This is a genomic window from Anoxybacter fermentans (assembly GCF_003991135.1).
GTDB classification, from domain to species: domain Bacteria; phylum Bacillota; class Halanaerobiia; order DY22613; family DY22613; genus Anoxybacter; species Anoxybacter fermentans.
Map to the genome: position 1 here is coordinate 3,008,170 of NZ_CP016379.1, position 21,966 is coordinate 3,030,135.

Below are 21,966 nucleotides of genomic sequence, written 5' to 3' on the forward strand. Positions count from 1 at the left end.
ATTTCCGTAACGCCTAGTGGCTACCCTACGGGATGCCCTCTGTCACAAAGCTTGCAGTGAGCTAAGTTAGTGAGGGGCAAGCTTTGCACCAGGCCTTTGGCACAGGCACATCGAAAATACCCGGAACGTTAGCCGAAATTGGCTTTTAGGAGGGGGATTTATGCCACAAGAAATGAGATTATGGAAAATTGAATCTAATGACAGATTGAAGGAAATTAACATATCTAGATTGGATTTAGAAGAAAGAATAGAAAATTGGCTTGAAAATGATATTAGTATGATATCAGATAACCTATTGGTTATTGGTCGTCAAGTTAAAACGGATTATGGTAAATTTATTGATCTTCTTTGTTTAGATATTAATGGAGATGCCGTAATTATTGAACTTAAACGAGATAAAACCCCTAGAGATGTAATAGCCCAGGTATTAGATTATGCAAGTTGGGTTAAAGAATTATCTAATAAAGAAATAACAGACATAGCTAATAAATATTTATCTAAAAAAAACATGGTTTTGGATGAGGCATTTGAAAACAAATTTAATATAGAGTTGCCAGATGTTTTAAATGAAAATCATAAAATGTTTATAGTAGCATCTGAAATGGATAGTAGTACCGAGAGAATTATTAATTATCTTTCTGGCGAATATGGTATAGGTATAAATGTAATAACATTTCAATATTTTCAAGATGAAAATCAAAATGAATATATAGGAAGAGTATTTTTAATTGAACCAGAACAAGTAGACTATAATATTAAAATTAAATCTGGTAGTAAAAGGAGAAGGAATTTATCTTTTGAAGAATTAGAAAAAATGGCTGAAGATAATGGAGTTTTAGAACTATACAAAAATCTTACGGGTAGGTTACAACATTACTTTGATAGGCAAAGTTCCACTATGAGTTCTACAACCTTTATAGGAAAAATGGAAGGAAGTAATAAAACTATACTGGGTGTATATCCAGAGAAAAGTAGTAGTGAAAAAGGTTTATATTTTTCAATATATATAGAAAGATTAGCCAAATATCTTAATGTAAGTAGAGATGAAATAATAAATCACTTACCAAAACGGTTCAAGGAAAAGAATTTAAAAGAAGCATGGTCCGGAGGCCCATTAATGTTATCAGGCTTTCTTAAAGATAATAATGAAATTAATAATTTTATTGATTGGATTGAAGAGATAAAAAAATAAGCTAATTTCGGCTAACAGGGTATTTCCTCTACGGCCTGTTGGCCTGCCTAACGGACATGCTCTTTGTCATAAAGCTTGCAATAAGTGAGGTGAGTGTGGGAGAGGGCAAGTTTTACGCCAGACCTGACGGTACGGGCACGTTGGAAATACCCAGAACGTTAGGCGAAATCATCTTTTCATTTTTGAGGTGTTAAATATGAAAAGGAGAAAAGATGATGTCAAGAATTTTGTGTAAATGAATTCTCAAGATCTATAACGCTCTTTGAAAAGTTGTTGTAATTGTTCTTTAGCACTTAAAAAACCTTTCATTTTTTGGTTACTCCATTTGGTATTATAATCAATAACTTTCAAGTAAATAATCTTCTCAGCTGCTGTCTCAGTTGGTAAGCTGTTAACTGGATTTAACCTTTTACGAAGCTCTTTAATAGCTCTTTTTATCCAGTTGGTAGTATAGATTGCCTTACGAATCTCAGATGGATACTTATAGAAGGTCAGAAGTTCGTTTTATTCATTCCACCAACTTTGAGTAATTTTAGGGTAGATTTGTCCCCATTTATCGCAAAATTCCTTTAATGCCTTTTTGGCATACTCCGTGTCAGGAGCATTATAAATGGTTTTTAAATCTTCTATTATTTCATTCAAATGCTTTTTACGTACTTTGGTTATAGTGTTTCTAACTCTATGTACAATACACCGTTGTACGTCGGCTTTAGGATAAACTTTGAGAAATGCATCTTTTAATTCCGAAAGACTATCCATGACACCCAATAAAACTTCTTCCAGTCCCCTGGACTTTAAGTTTAACAAAACTTCTTCCCAGAGAGCAGAAGATTCTGAAGCGCCTATATAGAAATCAAGAATCTCTCTATAACCTTCTTCATCGATGCCAATGCTCATATATACAAGTTCATTGTCAACATACTCACGAAGCAACTTTACACTCATACCATAAATGTATAGAACGCTTAACGTCTTTTGAATTTTCGTTGATGTCATTTATTCAGTTCTTCTAAAGCAACATCTGTTAAATTGCTGACAGAGGATGCGCTATATTTGGTATCGTACATTTTTTCAATAGTTTCAGCAATATCTCTGGCACTGAGACCTTTGGCATACATGTTAATGATCATTTCTTCTAACCAATTGTCACAACGCTGATGAGGCTCAAAAAGAACAGTTTTAAATTCACCATTTCGATCTCGTGGCATCTTTAAATCCTAAATATTACCATATTTAGTTTTAAGGTTGCGAGTATAATAACCATTGCGACTATTACCTGAATTTTTACTTTTAGGGTCATATTTTTCATAGTTTAAAAACTCAATCAGTTCAGCCTTGAGGAGTTTTTGAATAAATTCCTTAATCAAATCAGTTAATAAACTATCTAAATCTAATTGACCTGTCAATAACTTTTGAAGTATAAAGTGGAATTCTCCTTTAGGTTGAGATTTTTGTTAGGCAAACAATTACTTCAACCTTTCAAAGAGGATTCCCTTTTTTTATTTATGTGAGATCTCACAAAAGCCATCTATACAAAATATTATACACTACTCATAGAAATTTTTCGTTAAACCATCTTAGTGAGATTTTAGTCGAAATAAGGCCTTATCACAGAATGTGATGAGCTAATCAGGGGCCAGGATGGCCCATTGATTAGTGTGCCTTATTTCGGCTGAAATCGAACTTTAGATGGTTCGAAAAATTTCTTCATGAAGTGAAAAATTAGCTTTTTGCAGTAAAATCATATCTTCTTTTGAGAAAAAGTAATCCCCTGTTATTAATATGTGGATGAATGGTGCCTTAAGGGCACTTTTTTTCTTTATATGAATCACCAATTCATAAATTTAAGAATAAGATAATAAAAAAGGTGGTGATTTATAATGATCATAAAATATCTATCCATAATTCGGGATGTTCTTCACTTAATTTTAATAGGAATTACTATTGTAGAACGTCCAGGTGAAGGGCCAACAAAGAAAAAAGAAGCAATCCAACTCATACAGAATCTTGCAGGAGATTTTCTACCAAATTGGATTATTAGAATTCTCTTAAATGAAACCACATTAGGTATTCTGATTGACTATATTGTAAATAGATTGAACAAAGAAGAGATTTTTATTCACTCTAAAGAATAAAAACTGTTTCCCATTTAGGAAACAGTTTTTTTTATAAAAAAATTTGAAAAATTAAAGGGTTTATCGAAGAGAAGACGAAGAAATACTAAAGAAGGGGGATTGAATTTATGTCAAAAAAAGAAATAAAGAAAGATTTAATAAATCGTATTCGAACTATTAAGGGACACCTTGGTGGAATTGAGAAAATGATTGAAGAAGGTAAAAGTTGTGAACAGATTCTAATTCAGATTAATGCTGTTAAAGCTGCAATGAATAAAATTGGAATGGCAATAATAGAAAATTATACAGAAGAATGTATAATGGATGCAATAAATTCACCGGAAAATTTGCAGAAGAAAGTTAGAGATATTATTGAAAGTTTAGTTAAATTCTCTAGATAAATCATGAAATCATAATCAGGTTCATATATTTTGATAAAAAAATTATAGACTCAAAAAAAGGGGTTTTAAAGGTTTTTTTTATTTTATTTTTAACAAATTAAGAAAAAAAAGTTGATATTATAATTTGCCAACAAAATAATCTACAAAGGGTATTAAACATAAAAAAATGAAATGATCTTGTTTAGATAAAGAGACATTGATTTTACTAATTTTTTATGTTAAAATAAAAGTATCTAATTTTTACAAATGAAAGGAAATCATATTTAAAAATGGAGGGGTGTTTTTTCTGGGGGGGATATAATGCGTGAAAAGATTAAGCAGCTTTTAAAAAAGTATAATGCCATTGGAAGAAAGAAACTTTATAAGGAGAGAAAATATGAAGAGGCTCTTGAATATATAATTAGAGCTATTCAATGTGCAGAATTGTTAGATGATTGGGATGGAATTGTACAGAACAGATTATTATTGGGACATGTTTATCTTAATTCAATGAAAGATTTAAATTATGCTGCTGAAATTTATACTAAAATTTTAAAAATGTTTGAAGAAAAACAATCTGAAGAAGTAATAGAAAAGAGTGAAGAGTATTTTAAATGTAAATATGCTTTAGCAAGAACTCTACGCAAATTGGGAAAGCTAGATCAAGCGATTTCTATTTTAGAGGATATTGAATCAAAATTCCATGATAATGAAACCAGAATTAATGTTTTTAATGATCTAGGTTTAACTTACTGGCGTAAAGCCAGTGTAACACAAAATAAAATTTATTTAGATGAAGCAATTCGGATTTATGATCTTGCGATTGAGCTATGTAATGAGGAAGTTTTACATAAATCAAAAGCTATGGTTTTAAATAATAAGGGAATGGCCTATTATGATCAACAACAATATGACCTGGCTATTAATACTTTTAATGAAGCTTTATCTTTAACTAATGATGAATTTTATATTGCTTGTATAAGTAATGAAATTGCTAAAACCTATTTAAAACTGGGTAACTTTCATATGGCTAAAAAGTTTATTAACAAAGCTAATCAAATTCTTTTAGATTATGATGAAAAGGCCGGTGAAATTGAACTATTACGGAACCTGGCTATTGAAGGATTATACCAGAGGAAGATAGGTAATTTTGAAGATGCCGTAAATTACTTCGAAATGGCAGCAACGAAATTAGAAGATAGAGAATTAAAAATAGAAGCTGCCGAAACTTTTCATCAGTTATCTCTTATGCTAAAAGAGCGTGGTGATATTCGTTCTGGTCGCTATGCGCTTAAATTTGAGGAATTGGCAAAAGAGATTGAAGAACAGGAACAAAGGTTAATTTCAAGTTAGTAATACTTTTATAATAATGAAAGGGGGAAGTTGTAATGGGGAGGGTATTTAAAGGTCTAGTATTGATGTTGGGAGTTTTCCTGTTGGTCTGGTTGCCATGTGCTTTCGCTAATGGTCCTATTGAAGAGCCATTAGCACTTAGTGGACCAATTGAGCAGCCGATGGAACTTGACGGACCAATTGAGCAGCTAATAGGATTTGACGGACCAATTGGGCAGCCAATGGAACTTGGTAGATTAATTGAGCAGCTAATAAGACTTGGCTGGCCAATTGAGCAGCTAATAGGACTTGGCGGTCCGATTGAGCAACCAATGATGCTAGAAGGTCCGATTGAGGAACCAATTCAATAAACATAAAATAAAAGATACACCTTTAATAAAGGTGTATCTTTTTAATGTTTATCATTCCACAAAATAAGCTGTAGTGTTTAGATAAAGAGGTTAACATTGGATTCCTCGGCTGCTCCTAGATAATTTGCAACTCCACCAATTTCTACACCATCGATTAACTCTTCTTTTTTAATACCCATTACATCCATTGACATTTGACAGGCTACAAGGCGAACACCTGCCATTTTTGCCTGGCCAATTAAGGCTTCTAAGGAATCAACACCTTTCTTTTTCATAACATAACGAATCATTTTTGGACCAATACCCATCATGTTCATTTTTGAAAGACCGAGTTTTTTGCTTCCCCTGGGCATCATCATACCGAACATTTTATCTAAAAAGCCTTTTTTAACTTTTACTTTTTGATTTTTTCTTAGAATATTTAATCCCCAGAAGGTAAAGAACATGGTAACTTTACGTCCCATTGAAGCAGCACCGTTAGCGATAATAAAGGAAGCAATGGCCTTATCCAGATCTCCACTGAATATAATTATAGTTTTATCCTGCGGTAGATTTGTCACCTGATTTGTCATTTCCTGATTCTTTCCACCACCTTTTTGAATATATGCAATAAAACAGTTATCGGTTTTTTCTTGTTTGAGCAATTTATTACCAGTACGTTTGCACCAGGCAGGGATGTCGGTAACAAAACCAGGGTCTGTAGCCCTTACTTCAAGAACCTGACCATCTTTTAAATGTTTCATCTTTTGATAGACCTGCATAATTGGTCCAGGACATTGAAGGCCGCAGGCATCTAATTTAACTGTTTCCTGTGTTGATATTACAGCTTCTTTTGCGTTGACGGTTTCTTTCTCTACAACATTACAGCAGGAAGAACCGGATGTTGAGTTAGTTGAATCATTTTGAAGGTTCAATTCCTTAATTACGGTTTTATAGGTCTTATAGCCACCACTTAAATTTTTGACTTTAGTAAAACCGTGTTGTTTAAGAATTCGGCTAGCAATATAGCCACGCAAACCAACCTGACAGTAAATAATAATTTCTTTATCTTTAGGTAATTCATTTAAGCGATCTCTTAATTCATCGACAGGAATGAGAATAGCACCCTCAATAGCTCCTAAATTCCATTCCATTTTTGTTCTTACATCGACGAGAACAGATTTATTAAGATCTAGTTTAGGAATTTCATGCCAATGGATGATGTCAGTATCCCCATTGATAATATTACCTGCAGCATAGCCAGCCATGTTAACAGGGTCTTTAGCAGAGGAGAATGGTGGAGCATAGGCCAATTCTAATTCTTGTAAGTCAAAGACGGTCTTACCGAAGCGGATTGCGGTTGCCAATACATCAATCCGTTTATCAACACCTTTATAACCGACAATCTGGGCTCCTAAAAGTTTGCCTTCGGGAGTAAAGAGTATCTTTATTGACATAGGGATTGCACCTGGATAATAACCGGCATGAGATCCAGAGTGAGTAATGGAAGCTATATATTTAATTCCTTCACGCTTTAGAGTTTTTTCATTGGCACCTGTTGATGCTACAGTAAGATCGAAGACTTTGGCAATGGCCGTACCTTGAGTTCCTTTATAAGTTTCTGGACGTCCAGCGATATTATTGGCAACAATACGTCCTTGTTTATTGGCTGGCCCAGCCAATGGAATTAATGTATTCTTTTTTGTAATGAAATCTTCAACTTCAATAGCATCACCAATAGCGTAAATGGATGGATCAGAAGTTTGTAAATATTCGTTTACTTTAATACCGCCCCGTTTACCCAGTTCAAGACCACACGATTTAGCAAGGGTTGTATCGGGACGAACACCGATGGCTAAAATAACTAAATCAGCAGTGATCTCTTTACCGCTTTGAAGAGTGACCTGGACCTGACCGGACCGGTCTTTGAAAGATTTGACACCATCTTTCAGGATTAAATTGACATTTTTGGAGCGAATATGCTCATGAACAATGGCAGCCATTTCAAAATCAAGGGGAGCCATTACCTGGTCGGCCATTTCCACTATAGTTACATTAAGACCTCTGTGATGCAAGTTTTCTGCCATTTCAAGACCAATAAATCCACCACCCACAACAATAGCTGATTTTGGTTTTTTGTTGTCAATATATCCCTTAATTTTATCCATATCCGGAATATTGCGTAATGTGAAAATATTTGGATGATCTATGCCGGGAATGGGTGGTTTAACAGGGTTAGCGCCGGGTGAGAGTATTAAATAATCATAGCTTTCAGTATAAGTCTCACCTGTTTTGTGATTTTTAATTTTTACAACTTTATTTTCACGATCAATAGCAATAACTTCATTAAGAACTCTGACATCAATATTAAAACGTTTTTTCATAGCTTCAGGAGTCTGAACCAGAAGTTTGCTTCTTTCAGTGATTACTTCACCAATGTGATATGGGAGACCACAATTGGCAAAGGAGATATGCTCGCCGCGTTCCAGTAAAATAATTTCTGCGTTTTCATCAATTCGTCTAAGCCTAGCAGCAGCACTGGCTCCACCGGCTACACCACCAACAATGACAACCTTTTTACCCATTTAAATAATACCCCCTTTTATTTATATATTGTAATATTACGATATATTTTTGATAAAAAAACATTAAGTCTTGTTAACAAGACTTATTTTATTTCTCAAAAAGGGCTTTAATGATCTTTCTGGCATCTTTATTAACAACAGAATAGTTAATTTTGACTCCTTCACGTTTTCCTTCAATAATTCCTGCTGCTTTAAGTTTGGTTAGATGTTGAGAAATAGTAGATTGTGGAATTTCAAGACATGATTGCATTTTGGTTACATTACAAAATTCTGTTTCGATAAGCCCTTTCACAATACATAGGCGAACAGGATGAGCCAGGGCCTTTAAAATTTCACTTTTAGCTTCTAAAATTTCCATTTGATTTGTTAAATCTTGCACGAAAAACAACCTCCCAAACCCTGCTTATATTATAATATTACAATAAATTAATGTATCTGTCAAATTCTTTTTTTAAAATTTACAATTAAAAGAACGGAAATTAGCAGAATAAATGAGATTAAATACAAAAAGAAGTATTAAAGCTTGATTTTAATAAAAGATTTTACTGCAAAAAGCTAATTTTGAGCGCTATAGAAATTTTTCGTTAAACCATCTTACTTAATGAAATTGAAAAAGAATGGCCTCATATGAGGGGGTGATGAGCTAATCAAGGTTCAGGAGGGCTTAAATAAACAAAGATTTTAAATTCACTGAAAATTTAGAGGAAAAAGAAGACTTATATCTAATATATATTTAGAGAAATATTCATCGATGTATAAAAATTAAATAAAGGAGTGATTTATTTTGGCAAAAGTGAGGGTTATTAGCTGGGGTTTAGGTGCAATGGGCCAGGGAATGGCTAAATTAATTTTATCCAAAAAAGGAATGGAACTCATAGGAGCTATAGAACGTGATCCTCAAAAAATCGGTAAAGATGTAGGTGAACTTTTGGGCCAGGAGAAGATTGGTATAGAGATTAAATCCAGTCTAAGTGAAGCATTAGCAAATAAAGAAGCAGATTTACTTCTTATTGCTACCAGTTCCTTTACAAAAGAAGTATTTCCCCAAATCAAAGAGGGTATTGAAGCTGGTTTGAATGTAATTACCATCGCTGAAGAGATGTCTTATCCTGAAGCTCAAGAACCTGAATTGGCGGCTGAAATTGATAGATTGGCAAAAGAAAAGGGAGTAACTGTTCTGGGTACCGGTATTAACCCAGGTTTTGTACTGGATACATTAATTCTTGCTTTAACTGGTGTATGTCTGGATGTAAAAGAAATTAGAGCAGCCCGGATTAATGATTTATCACCATTCGGTCCAACTGTAATGAGAACCCAGGGTGTAGGTACTACTCCTGAAGAGTTTGAAGCTGGTCTAAAATCTGGCGAAATTGTAGGTCATATTGGATTTAAAGAGTCTATTACTATGATTGCTTCCAGAATGGGTTGGGAATTGGATGAGATTGAAGAGATAAGAGAACCTATTATTTCCAATGTTTATCGTGAAACTCCATACGTAAAAGTTGAAAAAGGTCAGGTAGCAGGTTGCCGTCATATAGCTTATGGAAAGAAAAACGGTAAAACATTGATTACTCTTGAACATCCTCAGCAGATTCATCCCCATCTGGAAGGTGTTGAAACAGGTGATTATATTGAAATCATTGGTGATCCACATATTAAATTGGCTATTACTCCAGAGATTCCTGGCGGTAAAGGAACGATGGCCTGTGCTGTAAATATGATTCCTGCTGTAATCAATGCAGAACCTGGCCTGGTTCATATGTCTGAATTACCAGTACCTGCATATATCGCCCGGGATTTGAAAAACTTAATACAGGATAAATAAGATCAAAAAGGGGGTTTTTGGGTATGAAAGTACCCAAAGGAACATGGGTTCAGATTCGTCAAATTGTCCTTAAGCCAGAAGAGCGTGCCCCTCAGGTGCCCAATGATACTAAAAAAGTACCCCTGGAATTGAGGGTTAAAGGATTTTTAGAAGAAGATGCTTCCATTGGTGATGAAGTGACCATTACAACTTTGATTGGTCGTAAATTAAAAGGACGTTTAGAGGCTGTGAATCCGCGCTATGAGCATGATTTTGGTGAGCCCATTCCTGAGCTTTTGACCATTGGTCAAAAGCTGCGTCAATTTCTCTTTGAGGAGGAATAGAGCTAATGAAGGATATGAGTTATGAAAAGGTGATGGAGCGGAAAAATGAGATTATGAAACAGGCGATTGGGATTGATTATGGTAAGTTTGAATTAACCTCCATTGCCTTTGACTATGAGCGAATGATGGAAGAAGTAGGCTATAGTTTGGATGAAATCCGGCGAATTCAAAAGGAAACTGGGGTAGGAAATACTCCTTTACTGGAACTTAAGAATATAACCCGTCTGGTACGTAAAACTGCCAGACCGGGGTACGGTGCCCGGATTTTCATAAAAGATGAAGCCTGTAACCCATCAGGAAGTTTTAAAGCGCGCAGAGCATCTGTTTCTGTATATCATGCTCAGAAGCACGGTTATAAAGGAGTTGTAGCTGCCACTAGTGGTAACTATGGTGCTGCTGTTGCTTCTCAGGCAGCTATACGAGGTTTAAAATGTATCATTGTTCAGGAGGTTTTTGATAGTACAGGTTTAGGTCAACCTGAGATTTTGGAAAAGGGACGTAAATGTGAGGCATATGGTGCTGAGGTTTTACAGTTAAGTGTAGGCCCTGAACTATTTTATACTTTTTTAAGAGTGTTGGAAGAGACTAGGTATTTTAATGCTTCTTTGTACACACCTTTTGGGATTGCTGGTGTAGAGACTCTTGGTTATGAAATAGTAGAGGAGATTCGTGAACGGGAAGGGCGGGACCCGGATGCTATCGTGATTACCCATGCAGGAGGCGGAAATCTAACAGGAACGGCCAGAGGTGTATTAAAGGCAGGAGCTAAAGATACAAAGATTATCGGAGCCAGTGTGAATTTAGTCGGTTTGCATATGGCCAGTGATAAAGCTTTTAATCGGAAGTCTTTTACCACAGGTCATACCGGATTTGGAATGCCATTTGCCACCTGGCCAGATAGAGCGGATGTACCTCGGAATGCGGCCCGGGCATTGAGGTATATGGATAGGTATGTAACTGTTACACAAGGAGAGGTATTTTATGTAACCGAAGCTTTAGCTCAATTGGAGGGACTGGAACGGGGACCAGCGGGGAATACTTCTCTGGCAGCAGCTATTTCTATTGCCCGGGAAATGAGAGAAGATCAGATTGTGGTGGTTCAGGAAACCGAATATACTGGAGCTGGTAAACATCCGACTGCCCAGTTAACTCTGGCCAAAAAAATGGGTATAGAAGTACGGCTGGGTAATCCAGCAGATGATAAACCAGGTGAAAGGATCATTATCCCTGAGCATCCTGCCCAGATTAAAGCTAAGGATGTGGATATGGATAAGGTACGTAGATCTTATTTAAAGAATGTGATAGAAAAGACCGGTGTAACTTCAATTAATGATGTAGAATTAGCTTTTCTTGCTGCTGAAGTTAAAGAGAGTGAAGAATATGTAAAACAGGTTATGCAGGAATTAGGAGTAATAGTTAGTTAAATGTTGTGATAGGAGGAAGGATTGTTGGAAGTAAAATTTTATTCATTAAAGGAAATACCTTTAGAAAAGATGCTGTATGCTGTGATAATGGCCAGATTTAAAGGAAAATGGATTTTTGTTCAACATCGGAACCGGAATACATGGGAATTACCTGGAGGGCGGGTCGAACCAGATGAATCTGTTTTTGATTGTGCTGGTCGTGAATTAATGGAAGAGACAGGAGCAATTAAATTTGCCCTTTTTCCTGTGGCTATCTATTCTGTTATAGAGGATAGTTCAAAGGAAAGCTATGGAATGCTCTTTTTTGCTGATGTTCATGAGTTAGGGCCATTACCAGCGGAATCTGAAATGGCACAACAGAAGCTGTATTTGGAATTACCGCAAAAGCTGACATATCCTGAGATTATACCCCCTTTATTTTATCGGACATTGGAATTTATTATAAAACGGGGAATTTAAGTTAACAGGAGGTTGAGGAAATATGGCAGAGGAAAGACGGGATGATTTTCAAGAACGTCGTAAACATCTGGCTAATTTAAGTGATGAAGAACTTCATCAACGTTTCTGGGAGTTGGCGGAGAAGATTGTCGATCCGCTGATAGATCTGGCTTATAAGCATACTTCCCCATCTATTGAGAGGTCTGTGCTTCTAAGGATGGGTTTGAGTAGTCTGGAAGCTAAGGACCTGGTACAGATGATCTCTGAAAGAGACCTATTAGGTAAAGGTGCAGGACATATTGTCTGGAAAATTGCAAAAGAAAAAGGCTTAGGAATCCGTGAAGCAGGTCAGGCTTTAATTGAGGGTAAATATTGGGATGATGTAGAGGCAATCTTTAGAGGAGGTGGAAAGTGATGAAGTTAGATCCAAATAAAAAGATTAATATTGATGAACTGTTGCAGGATCTGGAAAACTATAGGCCGCGGCGTAAAGGCTGGACCTGGCGTAAAAAAACAGATAAGCCAGTAAAAAAAGGACCTTTTACTTACTATCAGGTATCTGAAGATTTAAAAAATAGTATTCCATTACCTGCTGCCAAAAGCTTTGGCAATATTGATCCACAACCTGATTGTGTTATTACTACAGAGATTGCTTCCGGTAGATTTGAAGATGATATTCGTCGAATGCGGATGGCTGCCTGGCATGGTGCAGACCATATAATGGTTATCAGAACAATGGGCCAGAGCCATTTCGATGGTTTAATTGAAGGTACTCCAGAAGGAGTTGGTGGTGTACCCATAAGTCGTAAGCAGATTAGAGCCAGCCGGAAAGCTCTGGATATGATTGAAGATGAAGTAGGTCGGCCGATTAATTTCCACTCTTACGTCAGTGGTGTAGCGGGGCCAGAGGTAGCTACTCTTTTTGCTGAAGAAGGAGTAAATGGGGCTCATCAGGACCCGCAATATAATGTTCTTTACCGGAATGTAAACATGATTCGTTCCTTTGTAGATGCAGCGGTAGCTAAAAAATTAATGGCAGGGGCTAATATGCTCCAGATTGATGGTGCTCATAATGCCAATGCCACTGCACGTGAAGCATGGAAGGTTATGCCTGAACTTTTAGTTCAGCACGCAATAAATTCGATGTTTTCTATAAAGGCTGGAATGAAGAAAGAGAATATTGCTCTTTCAACTGTACCACCAACAGCTCCTCCGGCACCATGTATGAGGTTAGATTTACCTTATGCAGTTGCTTTAAGAGAACTTTTTAAAGGGTTTAAATTTAGGGCCCAGATGAACACCAAATATATGGAGTCCTGTACCCGGGAAGCTACTGTAACCCATGTGCTAAATCTGATGATTTCACGGTTAACTTCTGCTGATATACAAAGTACCATTACCCCTGATGAAGGGCGAAATGTGCCCTGGCATTATAATAACATCCATGCTATCAATACTGCTAAACAGGCATTAATTGGTATGGATGGTTTAATGGAGATGATTGAACTTAAAAAAGATGGATATCTCCGTGAAAAGGTAAGAGAAATTAAAGAAAGGGCTGTTCTCTTCTTAGAAGAAATTTTAGAAAAAGGCGGATATTTCAAGGCAGTAGAAGATGGCTTTTTTGTAGATTCTGGTTATTATCCTGAGCGAAATGGTGACGGAATTTCCCGTCAAATTGATGGCGGTGTAGGTGCTGGTACTGTTGTACCGCGGGATGATGATTATATGGCACCGGTCTGTGACCATTTTGGTTACAATAACCTGCCTGAAAATATTGAAAATCCCTGTGATTTGATTGATGGATGTACTCTCTGTAAACCAGAAAAGATTGTCTTTATTGATGAACTTGACCCAGAGGATAATGTTTATAAACGTTTAGAGAAAACAAAGGGTGTTCGCGGTGATGATTGTCTGATTAAACCGGAGGTAGAATGGGCCGGTGATGGTTGGGTAAATATAGTTCTCTTCTTACCTGTAGAAGAACGGATTGCAGAAGCAGCAGCTTTAGAGATAGCAAAGAAGATGGGCTTAAAGAATGTAGAAGTAATTCATAAACAGCAAATGCATCCATCTGAAGGTACTTTTCTTGAGGTCAAAGGTCAGATAGAGTTTACCATTGATCCAAAAGAACTGGTAATTCCAGAAGAAGAAGAATTATTGGATGATGATACAATTAGAGCCAATATTAAGGCAAAACCAATGCGCGTTGTTGCTGCAACTGTTGGGGAAGATGAGCATTCTGTAGGTATGAGAGAGATTATTGATATTAAACATGGTGGTATTGAAAAATATGGTATTAAGTGTACCTATCTGGGAACTTCTGTACCCATCGAAAAAGTTGTAAATGCCGCCATTGAAGTGAATGCAGAAGCAATTCTTATCAGTACCATTATTACCCATAATGATGTTCACCGTACAAATATGAAGAAACTTCACGATCTCTGTGTAGAAAAAGGAATCAGGGATAAAGTCTGTCTGATTGCTGGCGGTACTCAGGTGACCAATGATATTGCTATTGAGTGTGGTATGGATGCTGGTTTTGGTCGCGGTACTAAAGGACATCATGTAGCAAGCTTCCTTGTTAAACATCGTATGGAGAAAAAGAAGTAATCTAAGGCTCATTTAAAATCATGGTCTGGTGATAATGCCAGGCCTTATTTTCAAATACCTGATTTTAAGAGAGGGAGATATTAATGAAGGTAGATGTATTAGTTGCTGAGATTGGAAGTACAACTACAGTAGTTAATGCTTTTACAGATTTACATACTCCTGATCCCATTTTTCTGGGTCAGGGCCAGGCGCCAACAACAGTGTTAGAGGGAGATGTTACTATTGGTTTAAATAACGCTATTGAGGATTTAAAGGCCAATCTGGGGGTTTTAGAGCTGACCTGGGGAGAGATGCACGCCACCAGCAGTGCCGCTGGAGGCCTGAAAATGACTGTTCATGGTCTGGTATATGATATGACCGTTAAAGCAGCGAGAGAGGCTGCTTTAGGTGCTGGAGGTGTTATTAGAGAAGTTACGGCAGGCCGGATAAAAGAACGGCACTTAAAAAAGATTTTAAAGATTAATCCCAATATAATTCTTCTGGCTGGAGGTGTAGATTACGGAGAAGAAGAAGTCATCCTGGATAATGCGGAAATGCTGGCAAAGCTGGAACTTGATGTACCAGTTATCTATGCAGGAAATAAAGCGATTCAGGAAGATGTAAAAGAGATTTTAGAAGATGGAGGAAAAAAGGTATTTATAGTTGATAATGTCTATCCCAATATTGATGAGTTTAATATTCTCCCTACCCGCAGGGTTATTCAGCAGGTATTTGAAGAACATATTGTCCGTGCACCAGGGATGTCTAAGATTAAGGATTTGATTGATGGGCCAATGATGCCCACTCCGGGTGCTGTGATGGAGGCAGCTCAACTATTATATGACCATATTGGTGATCTTATGGTATTAGATGTGGGTGGTGCTACTACAGATGTTCATTCTGTAACTGAGGGTTCGGGAGAGATACGGGATATTATGATCAGTCCTGAACCTACCGCCAAACGTACAGTAGAAGGGGATCTGGGAGTATTTGTAAATGCAATAAATTTGATTGAGCTGATAGGAAAAGAAGAGGTTGAGAAGGAATTAGGTGTTGAACTGGATCAACTTTTGGAAGAACGTAAGCCGATTCCCAGAACAAAAGAGGAAATTGAGCTGATTCAAATTCTAACCCGGGAGGCTGTTAATATTGCGGTGGATCGCCATGTGGGGCAGATGAAGGACCTTTATGGTCCGACCGGGCGGGTTAAGGTAGCGGAAGGCAAAGATTTGACCAGAGTGAAGTGGATTATTGGTACAGGTGGGGCTTTGACACGGTTAAAAGCTGGCCCAGAGATATTGGGTAATTTACGCAGAGATAGAGGTAAAAAGTTATTACCTCCTCTGGATGCAGAAGTTTTAATTGATCATGATTATATCATGGCGTCTATGGGTGTAATGAGTAAGAGATTTCCGGAAGCTGCGTTAAAATTAATGCTAAAGAGTATGAAGTATTGATTTTATAAGATTGGTTTTTCTAGAAAATTAATAGTTGATTAAACTGTAAAAAGCTAATTTTGAGAGCCATTAAAATTTTTCGTTTAACCATCTTAGTGAGATTGAAGGAGAAATAAGGCCTCATATGAGGAGGTGATGAACTAATCAAGGGTCAGGAGGACCCATTGATTAGTGTGCCTTATTTCGACTGAAATCAAACTTTAGATGGTTCGAAAAATTTTTTATGAAGTGAAAAATTAACTTTTCGCAGTAAAATATAATAAAAGAGATCAGGCTAACACCTGATCTCTTTATCCGAATATAGATTATATTCTTTCTTTAGTTTCCCTTTGGATATTCTCTGTAAAATCACTTAGATTTATTTCTCATATATTATCCTGAAGAACGATGACAAGCAGATATGGTATTTGTTATTTCTATGCTTTCCAGATTTTTTTAAGGCTTTTACTCAACGCAATATATGTTTTTTATCACTTTTTTTGTTTCTATATTTTTTATAATAATTGATATTGGAGCAGCTATAATAGCAATTATTCCACAAAGTATCCAGGATATTCTTATTGGTAGTTGATTCGAAGATAAATCTATAAAGTTGCTTGAAATAATCCCTGTAATAAACAATCCCAGGATCATACCCATTTGTGAAACGGCTGATTGAAAAGATAGTATAGTTGCTCTTTTATCAGATGGAATTCGATAATTTAAGAAAGTTTGTTTTGCAGGATTATACATGCCCCGTCCTATTTCATAAATTAAGAAAACAGTCAATACTGAAGCAAACGAATTAAATACACCACTTAAAATAAGCCAAAAGCCTGTCATAAAACAGGAATAAAATATCAGTTGATAATGATCTTTATGCTTTTTACTTAAATAACCGATTAACCAACTTCCAGACATTAAAAATATAGAATATATGCCTTTAATCCATCCAAAAATCCATATACCATGTCCAGAGAGGCTGACCAATCTTGGTTGTTGAAATGTGTTTCCTGCTGAATTAGAAAAACTAATTAATATTTCAATAATGAAAAATATTAGTATTGGTTTGTTCATCATTCCATAGTTGATACTATCTTTTATAATTATCTTCATTGAACTGAGGGTATTTTTAAAATTGACAGACTTCTTTTTAAAATAAGGTTCTTTCATTATAGCTAATGTAAAAAAAGTTATGAGCAGACATAATATTATACTTACAATCCACGGAAGTTCATATTTAAAATTGGCAAGATATGCCCCCAACAGCCCGCAAAAAAAGCCGGCAAAATATCTGATCATACCTGCCCGGGAAAATAAAAGTTCAAGCTTTATATTTTCTTTATTGAAAAATTTTAAATTGTCGACGACCCATGCTTCCAGGGCTCCTGACTGTAATGTTGCCCCTATAGCAGCTAAAATTTCAGCGACAATGAAGCCAGAAAAAGAGTTTGATTTTAAAAATATAATTCCAGATATAGAAAAACACAAAAATCCTAAAGAAACAGAGATGCGTCTACCATATAAATCTGCTATAATTCCTGTAGGTATTTCCATAATAAGTATTGTAGCAAAAAATACAGTTACTACAATATTAACATGGAAAAGATTCAACCCTTTATATAGTAAATATAATACAAAAGTAGTTCCTGTAATTTCAGTTATAAACAACTGGAAAAATACAATAATATAGTAATATTTTTTTATATTGCTTGATTCGCTCACTTAAATCACCTCTCTGGATAAAATATTTCTTACATATCATTATTTTTTAGCCATATCGATTAATTCATGATAACTCTATTGTATTTATTCAGAGAATCAGTGGAAGTGTTAAGAATCTAGAACATGGAGTAATTTCTCCATTTTTTCTTACTGAAATATTCCGTCTATTATATGAGCATAAATGTATTGATTCATCTTGATAACATAGTTTTACTTTCTTAAATTTATAACTTAGCTATCTGTAATAGTTTGCATTTTATCAAATATTTCAAAATTTAGCAATTTATTTTTTATCACTTTTTAGCTTTGATATTACCATAATAAACAATCAAAGTCAATATTTTTATTTGTGGAAAACTTCTAATAGATTTTATTACTATAATAATTATTTAAAAATGGCGGAAAATAGAAGCAGAACTATGTAATCTGTTTTGGATGCAGTCAACGAAGTATATGATAAGGTAATTTTCAAAAGCCATATATCTATATTTGGGGCTCGAAACTGTCCTTTAAGAGATTCGATAATTCTGAATCAAGGTAGGAGGTGTAGAAGTTATGAAAAAAAAACATTTATTATTTAGAAATAAAAATTTCTTTTTATTATGGTCGGGTCAATTAATATCTAATATCGGAACAATATTTTATCGAATAGCATATATGTGGTGGATAACCAGAGCGAGTGGGTCCCCGTTGATTGTGAGTCAGATTGTTTTATTATCAATTTTACCTGGTATTTTTTTTGGAATGATTGCTGGGAAATTTTCAGACAAGTTTAATCAAAAATGGATTATTGTTATTACTGATTTATTACAAGGTCTGGTTATTCTCTGGATTACAATTGTAGCCTTCAGGAGAAAATTGCATTTATATCATTTTTATATTACAGCCATGTTATCCAGTTTATTGATCTCTTTTTTTAGACCTGCTATATTTACTGCTATTCCTCGTTTAGTTGCTAAAGAAGATCTGGTTGTGGCCAATTCTTTACATTCATTAAGTAAGAACTTCAGTAATATTCTTGGCCCTGCTTTGAGCGGTATTATTGTTGCTACTTTGGGTGTAGAGATTGCATTTTTAATTAATGCTTTATCTTTTTTAATTTCAGCTTTTGCTGAACTTTTTATCCAAATGCCAGAAAGTCAAAGAAAACACAAAGAAGAGAAAAAGAACAAATCTTTTATTGCAGATATTAAAGAATCATTTGTTCAGGTATTAAATATACCCATTGCAAGATATGGTATTATTATCTTTGGAATGGTCAACTTTTTACTTACACCATTAAATTTGATTACTTTTGTGGCTGAAAAACTGAATGTGGGTGCTAATGGATATGGAATTTTGCAAACAAGTGAGGGTATTGGATTAATGGGAATTAGTATGATTCTCGGTACAGAATTTGTGAAAAAAAGATTGAAACCTGGAAGAATGAATGTTTTAGCCATCTCTCTTCTTGCTGGTTCTATTATAATTGTGGGGCTCTCTAATATTTTTATATTAACCTGTCTGGCTCAATTATTGATAGGTATAGCAGTTGGAATGGCAGCTATCTTATTAAATAGTTCTTTACAGACTCATATTGATAAAGAATGTTTAGGAATGTTTGTGGGGATAAGGAATATGGTGATGGATTTCTTAATGCCATTAGGCCTTTTATTGAATGGTTTTTTTGCAAATTTATATTCAGTCAACCTGATTTTAGTGGTATCAGGTATTCTTATGTTTTCAAATTTAGTATGGATTTTAAAATTTAATGGTGCGATTTCTAAAAAAGAGAGTCAAAATGTTGACACTATTGAAGCATAGGGTCAAAATCCCTTAATAATTAAACTTTTGTAGTACTTTAATAGTGTTAACGTTCTAAGTTTAGGTTAACAAAAATATTCTTTAAAATTAGTAAATAGAGGACTAATATAAAATATGGCGAAATATATAAAGATTGGAGATTAATATCTAAAAAAGGGGGTTATGTTGATGAAAAAAGGATGTCCGTATGGAACACATCGGGTTATTGAGCCGAAGGGAACATTACCACAGCCTGCCTGGAAGATTGACAACACCATGGAGATTTATGACAACGAAATTTTAATCGATGTTCAGACCTTAAACATTGATTCGGCTAGCTTTACTCAGATCAAGGAAGAGGCCGGGGGAGATGTAGAAAAGATCAAAGCCAGGATGATGGAGATTGTAGAAGAAAGAGGCAAACATCACAATCCTGTGACCGGTTCTGGCGGTATGCTTATTGGTCGGGTTGCACAGATTGGAGAAAAATTGAAAGATCGGGATTTAAAAGTAGGTGACCGGATCGCAACATTGGTTTCTTTATCCTTGACTCCGCTTAGAATTGATAAAATTAAGGAAGTGCGTCCTGAGATTGATCAGGTTGATATTGAGGGCCAGGCTATTTTATTCGAAAGCGGGATATATGCTAAACTGCCTGATGATATGAGTGATACTCTGGCATTGGCGGTATTAGATGTGGCAGGAGCTCCTGCTCAGACTGCTAAATTGGTTAAACCCGGTGATACTGTGTTGATTATCGGTGCAGGTGGTAAGTCTGGTATGCTATGTCTTCATGAAGCGAAGAAACGTGCTGGTGTGACCGGTACAGTTATCGGTATGGGTCATAGTGATGCCAGTTGTAATCGAATTCGTGAATTGGGTCTTGCTGATATTGTTCTTCAAGGTGATGCTACTAGACCTGTCGAGGTTTTAAGAATGGTTGAGGAAGCTACAGGTGGTAAACAGGTGGATGTGACTATTAACTGTGTAAATATTCCCGATACTGAAATGGCCAGTATTTTACCAACCAGGGATGGTGGTATAATCTATTTCTTCAGTATGGCTACCAGCTTTACTAAAGCAGCTTTAGGTGCTGAAGGAGTTGGCAAAGATGTGATTATGATAATCGGTAATGGTTATACAAAAGATCATGCTGAGATTGCTCTACATACTTTAAGGGAGAATCAGAAGTTAAAGGATATTTTTGAACGGTTATATGGTTAAAAGAGTTTTTTGGCCATTTTAATTTCTGACAAATAGTTTTTTTTGAAAAAGAATATTTGATTAAACTGCAAAAAGTTAATTTTGAGCGATATAGAAATTTTTCATTAAACCATCTTAGTGAGATTTCATCGAAATAAGGCCTCATTACAGGATGTGATGAGTTAATTAAGGGCCAGGAAGGTCCATTGATTAGTGTGCTTTATTTCGATTGAAATCGAACTTTAGATGGTTCGAAAAATTTCTCTTGAAGCGAAAAATTAGCTTTTTGCAGTAAAATCATACTTAGAAATTAAAAGAGTTAACCGGGTGTGTAAAACTGCTGGTTAACTCTTTTTTAATAACATGAAATTATACGGCTGTGAATAACTTTTATCTCTAGGTATCAACAAATTTTCCTTATAAAATATTATAGCCGAAGGCCAGTTTGTTTTATAAAGGATTTTTAAGAGAATTAGTAGAAATGTAAAAGCATACAAGAAAATTTGAAAGGATGATATATATGATGGTTATTTTTGACCTGGATGATACATTACTCGATCATAGTGGAGCAGTACAGGCAGCAATTTTGGAATTTTACCGATCACATAAGGTCTTACAGAGAATATCTGAAGAAGAATTTCTTTATCACTGGCATAAAGAATCCGAGCGATTTTATCAGCTTTATTTGCAGGGAAAATATAGTTTTAAAGATCAGCGGATCTATAGGGTAAAAAGTATTTTTGCTATGGTGGGAAAAGAGATAGATGACGAGAGGGCGTGGGTTTATTTTAGTGAATATCTAAAATATTATCAAAATAATTGGAGATGTTTTTCTGATGTAGATGGGTGTTTAAGAAGTTTACAGGGAAGGTACCGATTAGGAATCCTCTCCAACGGAGATGGAGAACAGCAGCGAAATAAATTGAATTGTATGGGGTTATATGGAAAATTTGATTTAATGGTATTTTCCGGTGATGTAGGAGTAGCCAAACCATCTCCTGAGATTTTTCAAGTTCTTTTAAAGAAAGCTGGATTATCTCCAGAGCAGGTAGTATATGTAGGAGATGATCTAAAAACTGATATTCTAGCTGCCATTGAGGTTGGTATTAATGGAATTTTGATTGACCGGAAAGGACGGTATAAGGAGACCATTGAGCAGATGGATGAGGTAAATTTTAAAGTTACAGGTTCTTTGGAGAGAATTCCAGATATAGTAGATTCGTTTTTAAGGGCGGAAAGATAAGTTAAAGAAGATGATGTAGTGG

General features: G+C 35.5%; 18 protein-coding genes and 1 pseudogene. 15 read left to right on the forward strand and 4 right to left on the reverse strand.

Annotated elements, in window-relative coordinates; genetic code table 11:
* Window positions 1-160: 160 nt before the first annotated feature.
* Entirely contained in the window at window positions 161-1,192 is a 1,032-nt protein-coding gene (locus BBF96_RS13680) for an endonuclease NucS domain-containing protein (protein WP_127017674.1), read from the forward strand.
* A 243-nt stretch (window positions 1,193-1,435) separates the two neighbouring features.
* Here BBF96_RS13680 and BBF96_RS17250 read toward each other — a convergent pair.
* Window positions 1,436-2,613 (reverse strand): annotated as a pseudogene (locus tag BBF96_RS17250) (IS256 family transposase).
* A 459-nt stretch (window positions 2,614-3,072) separates the two neighbouring features.
* On the opposite strand from BBF96_RS17250, the gene BBF96_RS13690 reads away from it, so the two are divergent.
* From BBF96_RS13690 to BBF96_RS13705, 4 genes are all read left to right on the forward strand, one after another.
* On the forward strand, window positions 3,073-3,327 hold the full coding sequence (locus BBF96_RS13690) for a hypothetical protein (RefSeq protein WP_127017675.1): 255 nt from the start codon (window positions 3,073-3,075) through the stop codon (window positions 3,325-3,327).
* Between the two features lie 107 nt (window positions 3,328-3,434).
* Window positions 3,435-3,707, forward strand: a complete 273-nt coding sequence (locus tag BBF96_RS13695) for a metal-sensitive transcriptional regulator (RefSeq protein WP_127017676.1) — start codon at window positions 3,435-3,437, stop codon at window positions 3,705-3,707.
* A gap of 300 nt (window positions 3,708-4,007) precedes the next feature.
* Window positions 4,008-5,039 (forward strand): tetratricopeptide repeat protein, encoded by a 1,032-nt coding sequence (locus BBF96_RS13700; protein WP_127017677.1) that lies wholly within the window; start codon window positions 4,008-4,010, stop codon window positions 5,037-5,039.
* A gap of 35 nt (window positions 5,040-5,074) precedes the next feature.
* On the forward strand, window positions 5,075-5,389 hold the full coding sequence (locus BBF96_RS13705) for a hypothetical protein (RefSeq protein WP_127017678.1): 315 nt from the start codon (window positions 5,075-5,077) through the stop codon (window positions 5,387-5,389).
* 77 nt (window positions 5,390-5,466) lie between these two features.
* Here the strand turns inward: BBF96_RS13705 and BBF96_RS13710 are convergent, their stop codons facing one another.
* Window positions 5,467-7,953, reverse strand: a complete 2,487-nt coding sequence (locus BBF96_RS13710; protein WP_127017679.1) for a CoA-disulfide reductase — start codon at window positions 7,951-7,953, stop codon at window positions 5,467-5,469.
* An 88-nt stretch (window positions 7,954-8,041) separates the two neighbouring features.
* The gene (locus BBF96_RS13715) at window positions 8,042-8,311 is read right to left on the reverse strand and encodes an ArsR/SmtB family transcription factor (RefSeq protein WP_127018279.1); all 270 of its coding nucleotides are present in this window, start codon (window positions 8,309-8,311) and stop codon (window positions 8,042-8,044) included.
* 465 nt (window positions 8,312-8,776) lie between these two features.
* Between BBF96_RS13715 and ord the strand changes: the two genes are divergently transcribed.
* The 7 genes from ord to BBF96_RS13750 all read left to right on the forward strand — a co-directional run bounded on the left by ord (window position 8,777) and on the right by BBF96_RS13750 (window position 16,012).
* Window positions 8,777-9,778: a 2,4-diaminopentanoate dehydrogenase gene (ord, locus tag BBF96_RS13720; RefSeq protein ID WP_205665795.1), complete on the forward strand. Its 1,002-nt coding sequence runs from the start codon at window positions 8,777-8,779 to the stop codon at window positions 9,776-9,778.
* 23 nt (window positions 9,779-9,801) lie between these two features.
* Entirely contained in the window at window positions 9,802-10,101 is a 300-nt protein-coding gene (ortA, locus tag BBF96_RS13725; protein WP_127017681.1) for a 2-amino-4-oxopentanoate thiolase subunit OrtA, read from the forward strand.
* 5 nt (window positions 10,102-10,106) lie between these two features.
* A complete protein-coding gene (gene ortB, locus BBF96_RS13730; protein ID WP_127017682.1) occupies window positions 10,107-11,525 on the forward strand; it encodes a 2-amino-4-oxopentanoate thiolase subunit OrtB in 1,419 nt (472 codons plus the stop codon).
* A gap of 24 nt (window positions 11,526-11,549) precedes the next feature.
* Entirely contained in the window at window positions 11,550-11,984 is a 435-nt protein-coding gene (locus BBF96_RS13735; protein ID WP_127017683.1) for an NUDIX hydrolase, read from the forward strand.
* Between the two features lie 22 nt (window positions 11,985-12,006).
* Entirely contained in the window at window positions 12,007-12,378 is a 372-nt protein-coding gene (locus tag BBF96_RS13740) for an ornithine aminomutase subunit alpha (protein ID WP_127017684.1), read from the forward strand.
* Window positions 12,378-14,576 (forward strand): D-ornithine 4,5-aminomutase subunit OraE, encoded by a 2,199-nt coding sequence (oraE, locus tag BBF96_RS13745; protein ID WP_127017685.1) that lies wholly within the window; start codon window positions 12,378-12,380, stop codon window positions 14,574-14,576. Before BBF96_RS13740 ends, oraE begins: the two co-directional genes overlap by 1 nt.
* Before the next feature lie 83 nt (window positions 14,577-14,659).
* Window positions 14,660-16,012, forward strand: coding sequence for a GlmL-related ornithine degradation protein (locus BBF96_RS13750; protein WP_127017686.1), 1,353 nt, complete (start codon window positions 14,660-14,662; stop codon window positions 16,010-16,012).
* A 444-nt stretch (window positions 16,013-16,456) separates the two neighbouring features.
* Here the strand turns inward: BBF96_RS13750 and BBF96_RS13755 are convergent, their stop codons facing one another.
* Window positions 16,457-17,716, reverse strand: coding sequence for an MFS transporter (locus tag BBF96_RS13755; RefSeq protein ID WP_127017687.1), 1,260 nt, complete (start codon window positions 17,714-17,716; stop codon window positions 16,457-16,459).
* A 555-nt stretch (window positions 17,717-18,271) separates the two neighbouring features.
* Between BBF96_RS13755 and BBF96_RS13760 the strand changes: the two genes are divergently transcribed.
* The 3 genes from BBF96_RS13760 to BBF96_RS13770 all read left to right on the forward strand — a co-directional run bounded on the left by BBF96_RS13760 (window position 18,272) and on the right by BBF96_RS13770 (window position 21,944).
* Complete coding sequence (locus BBF96_RS13760) at window positions 18,272-19,519, forward strand: MFS transporter (protein WP_127017688.1); 1,248 nt, start codon at window positions 18,272-18,274, stop codon at window positions 19,517-19,519.
* Between the two features lie 165 nt (window positions 19,520-19,684).
* Window positions 19,685-20,722 carry an L-erythro-3,5-diaminohexanoate dehydrogenase gene (gene kdd, locus BBF96_RS13765; RefSeq protein ID WP_127018280.1) on the forward strand — a complete coding sequence of 346 codons (1,038 nt, stop codon included), beginning with the start codon at window positions 19,685-19,687 and terminating at the stop codon, window positions 20,720-20,722.
* A gap of 502 nt (window positions 20,723-21,224) precedes the next feature.
* Window positions 21,225-21,944, forward strand: coding sequence for an HAD family hydrolase (locus BBF96_RS13770; RefSeq protein WP_164731081.1), 720 nt, complete (start codon window positions 21,225-21,227; stop codon window positions 21,942-21,944).
* The last annotated feature ends 22 nt before the right edge of the window (window positions 21,945-21,966 follow it).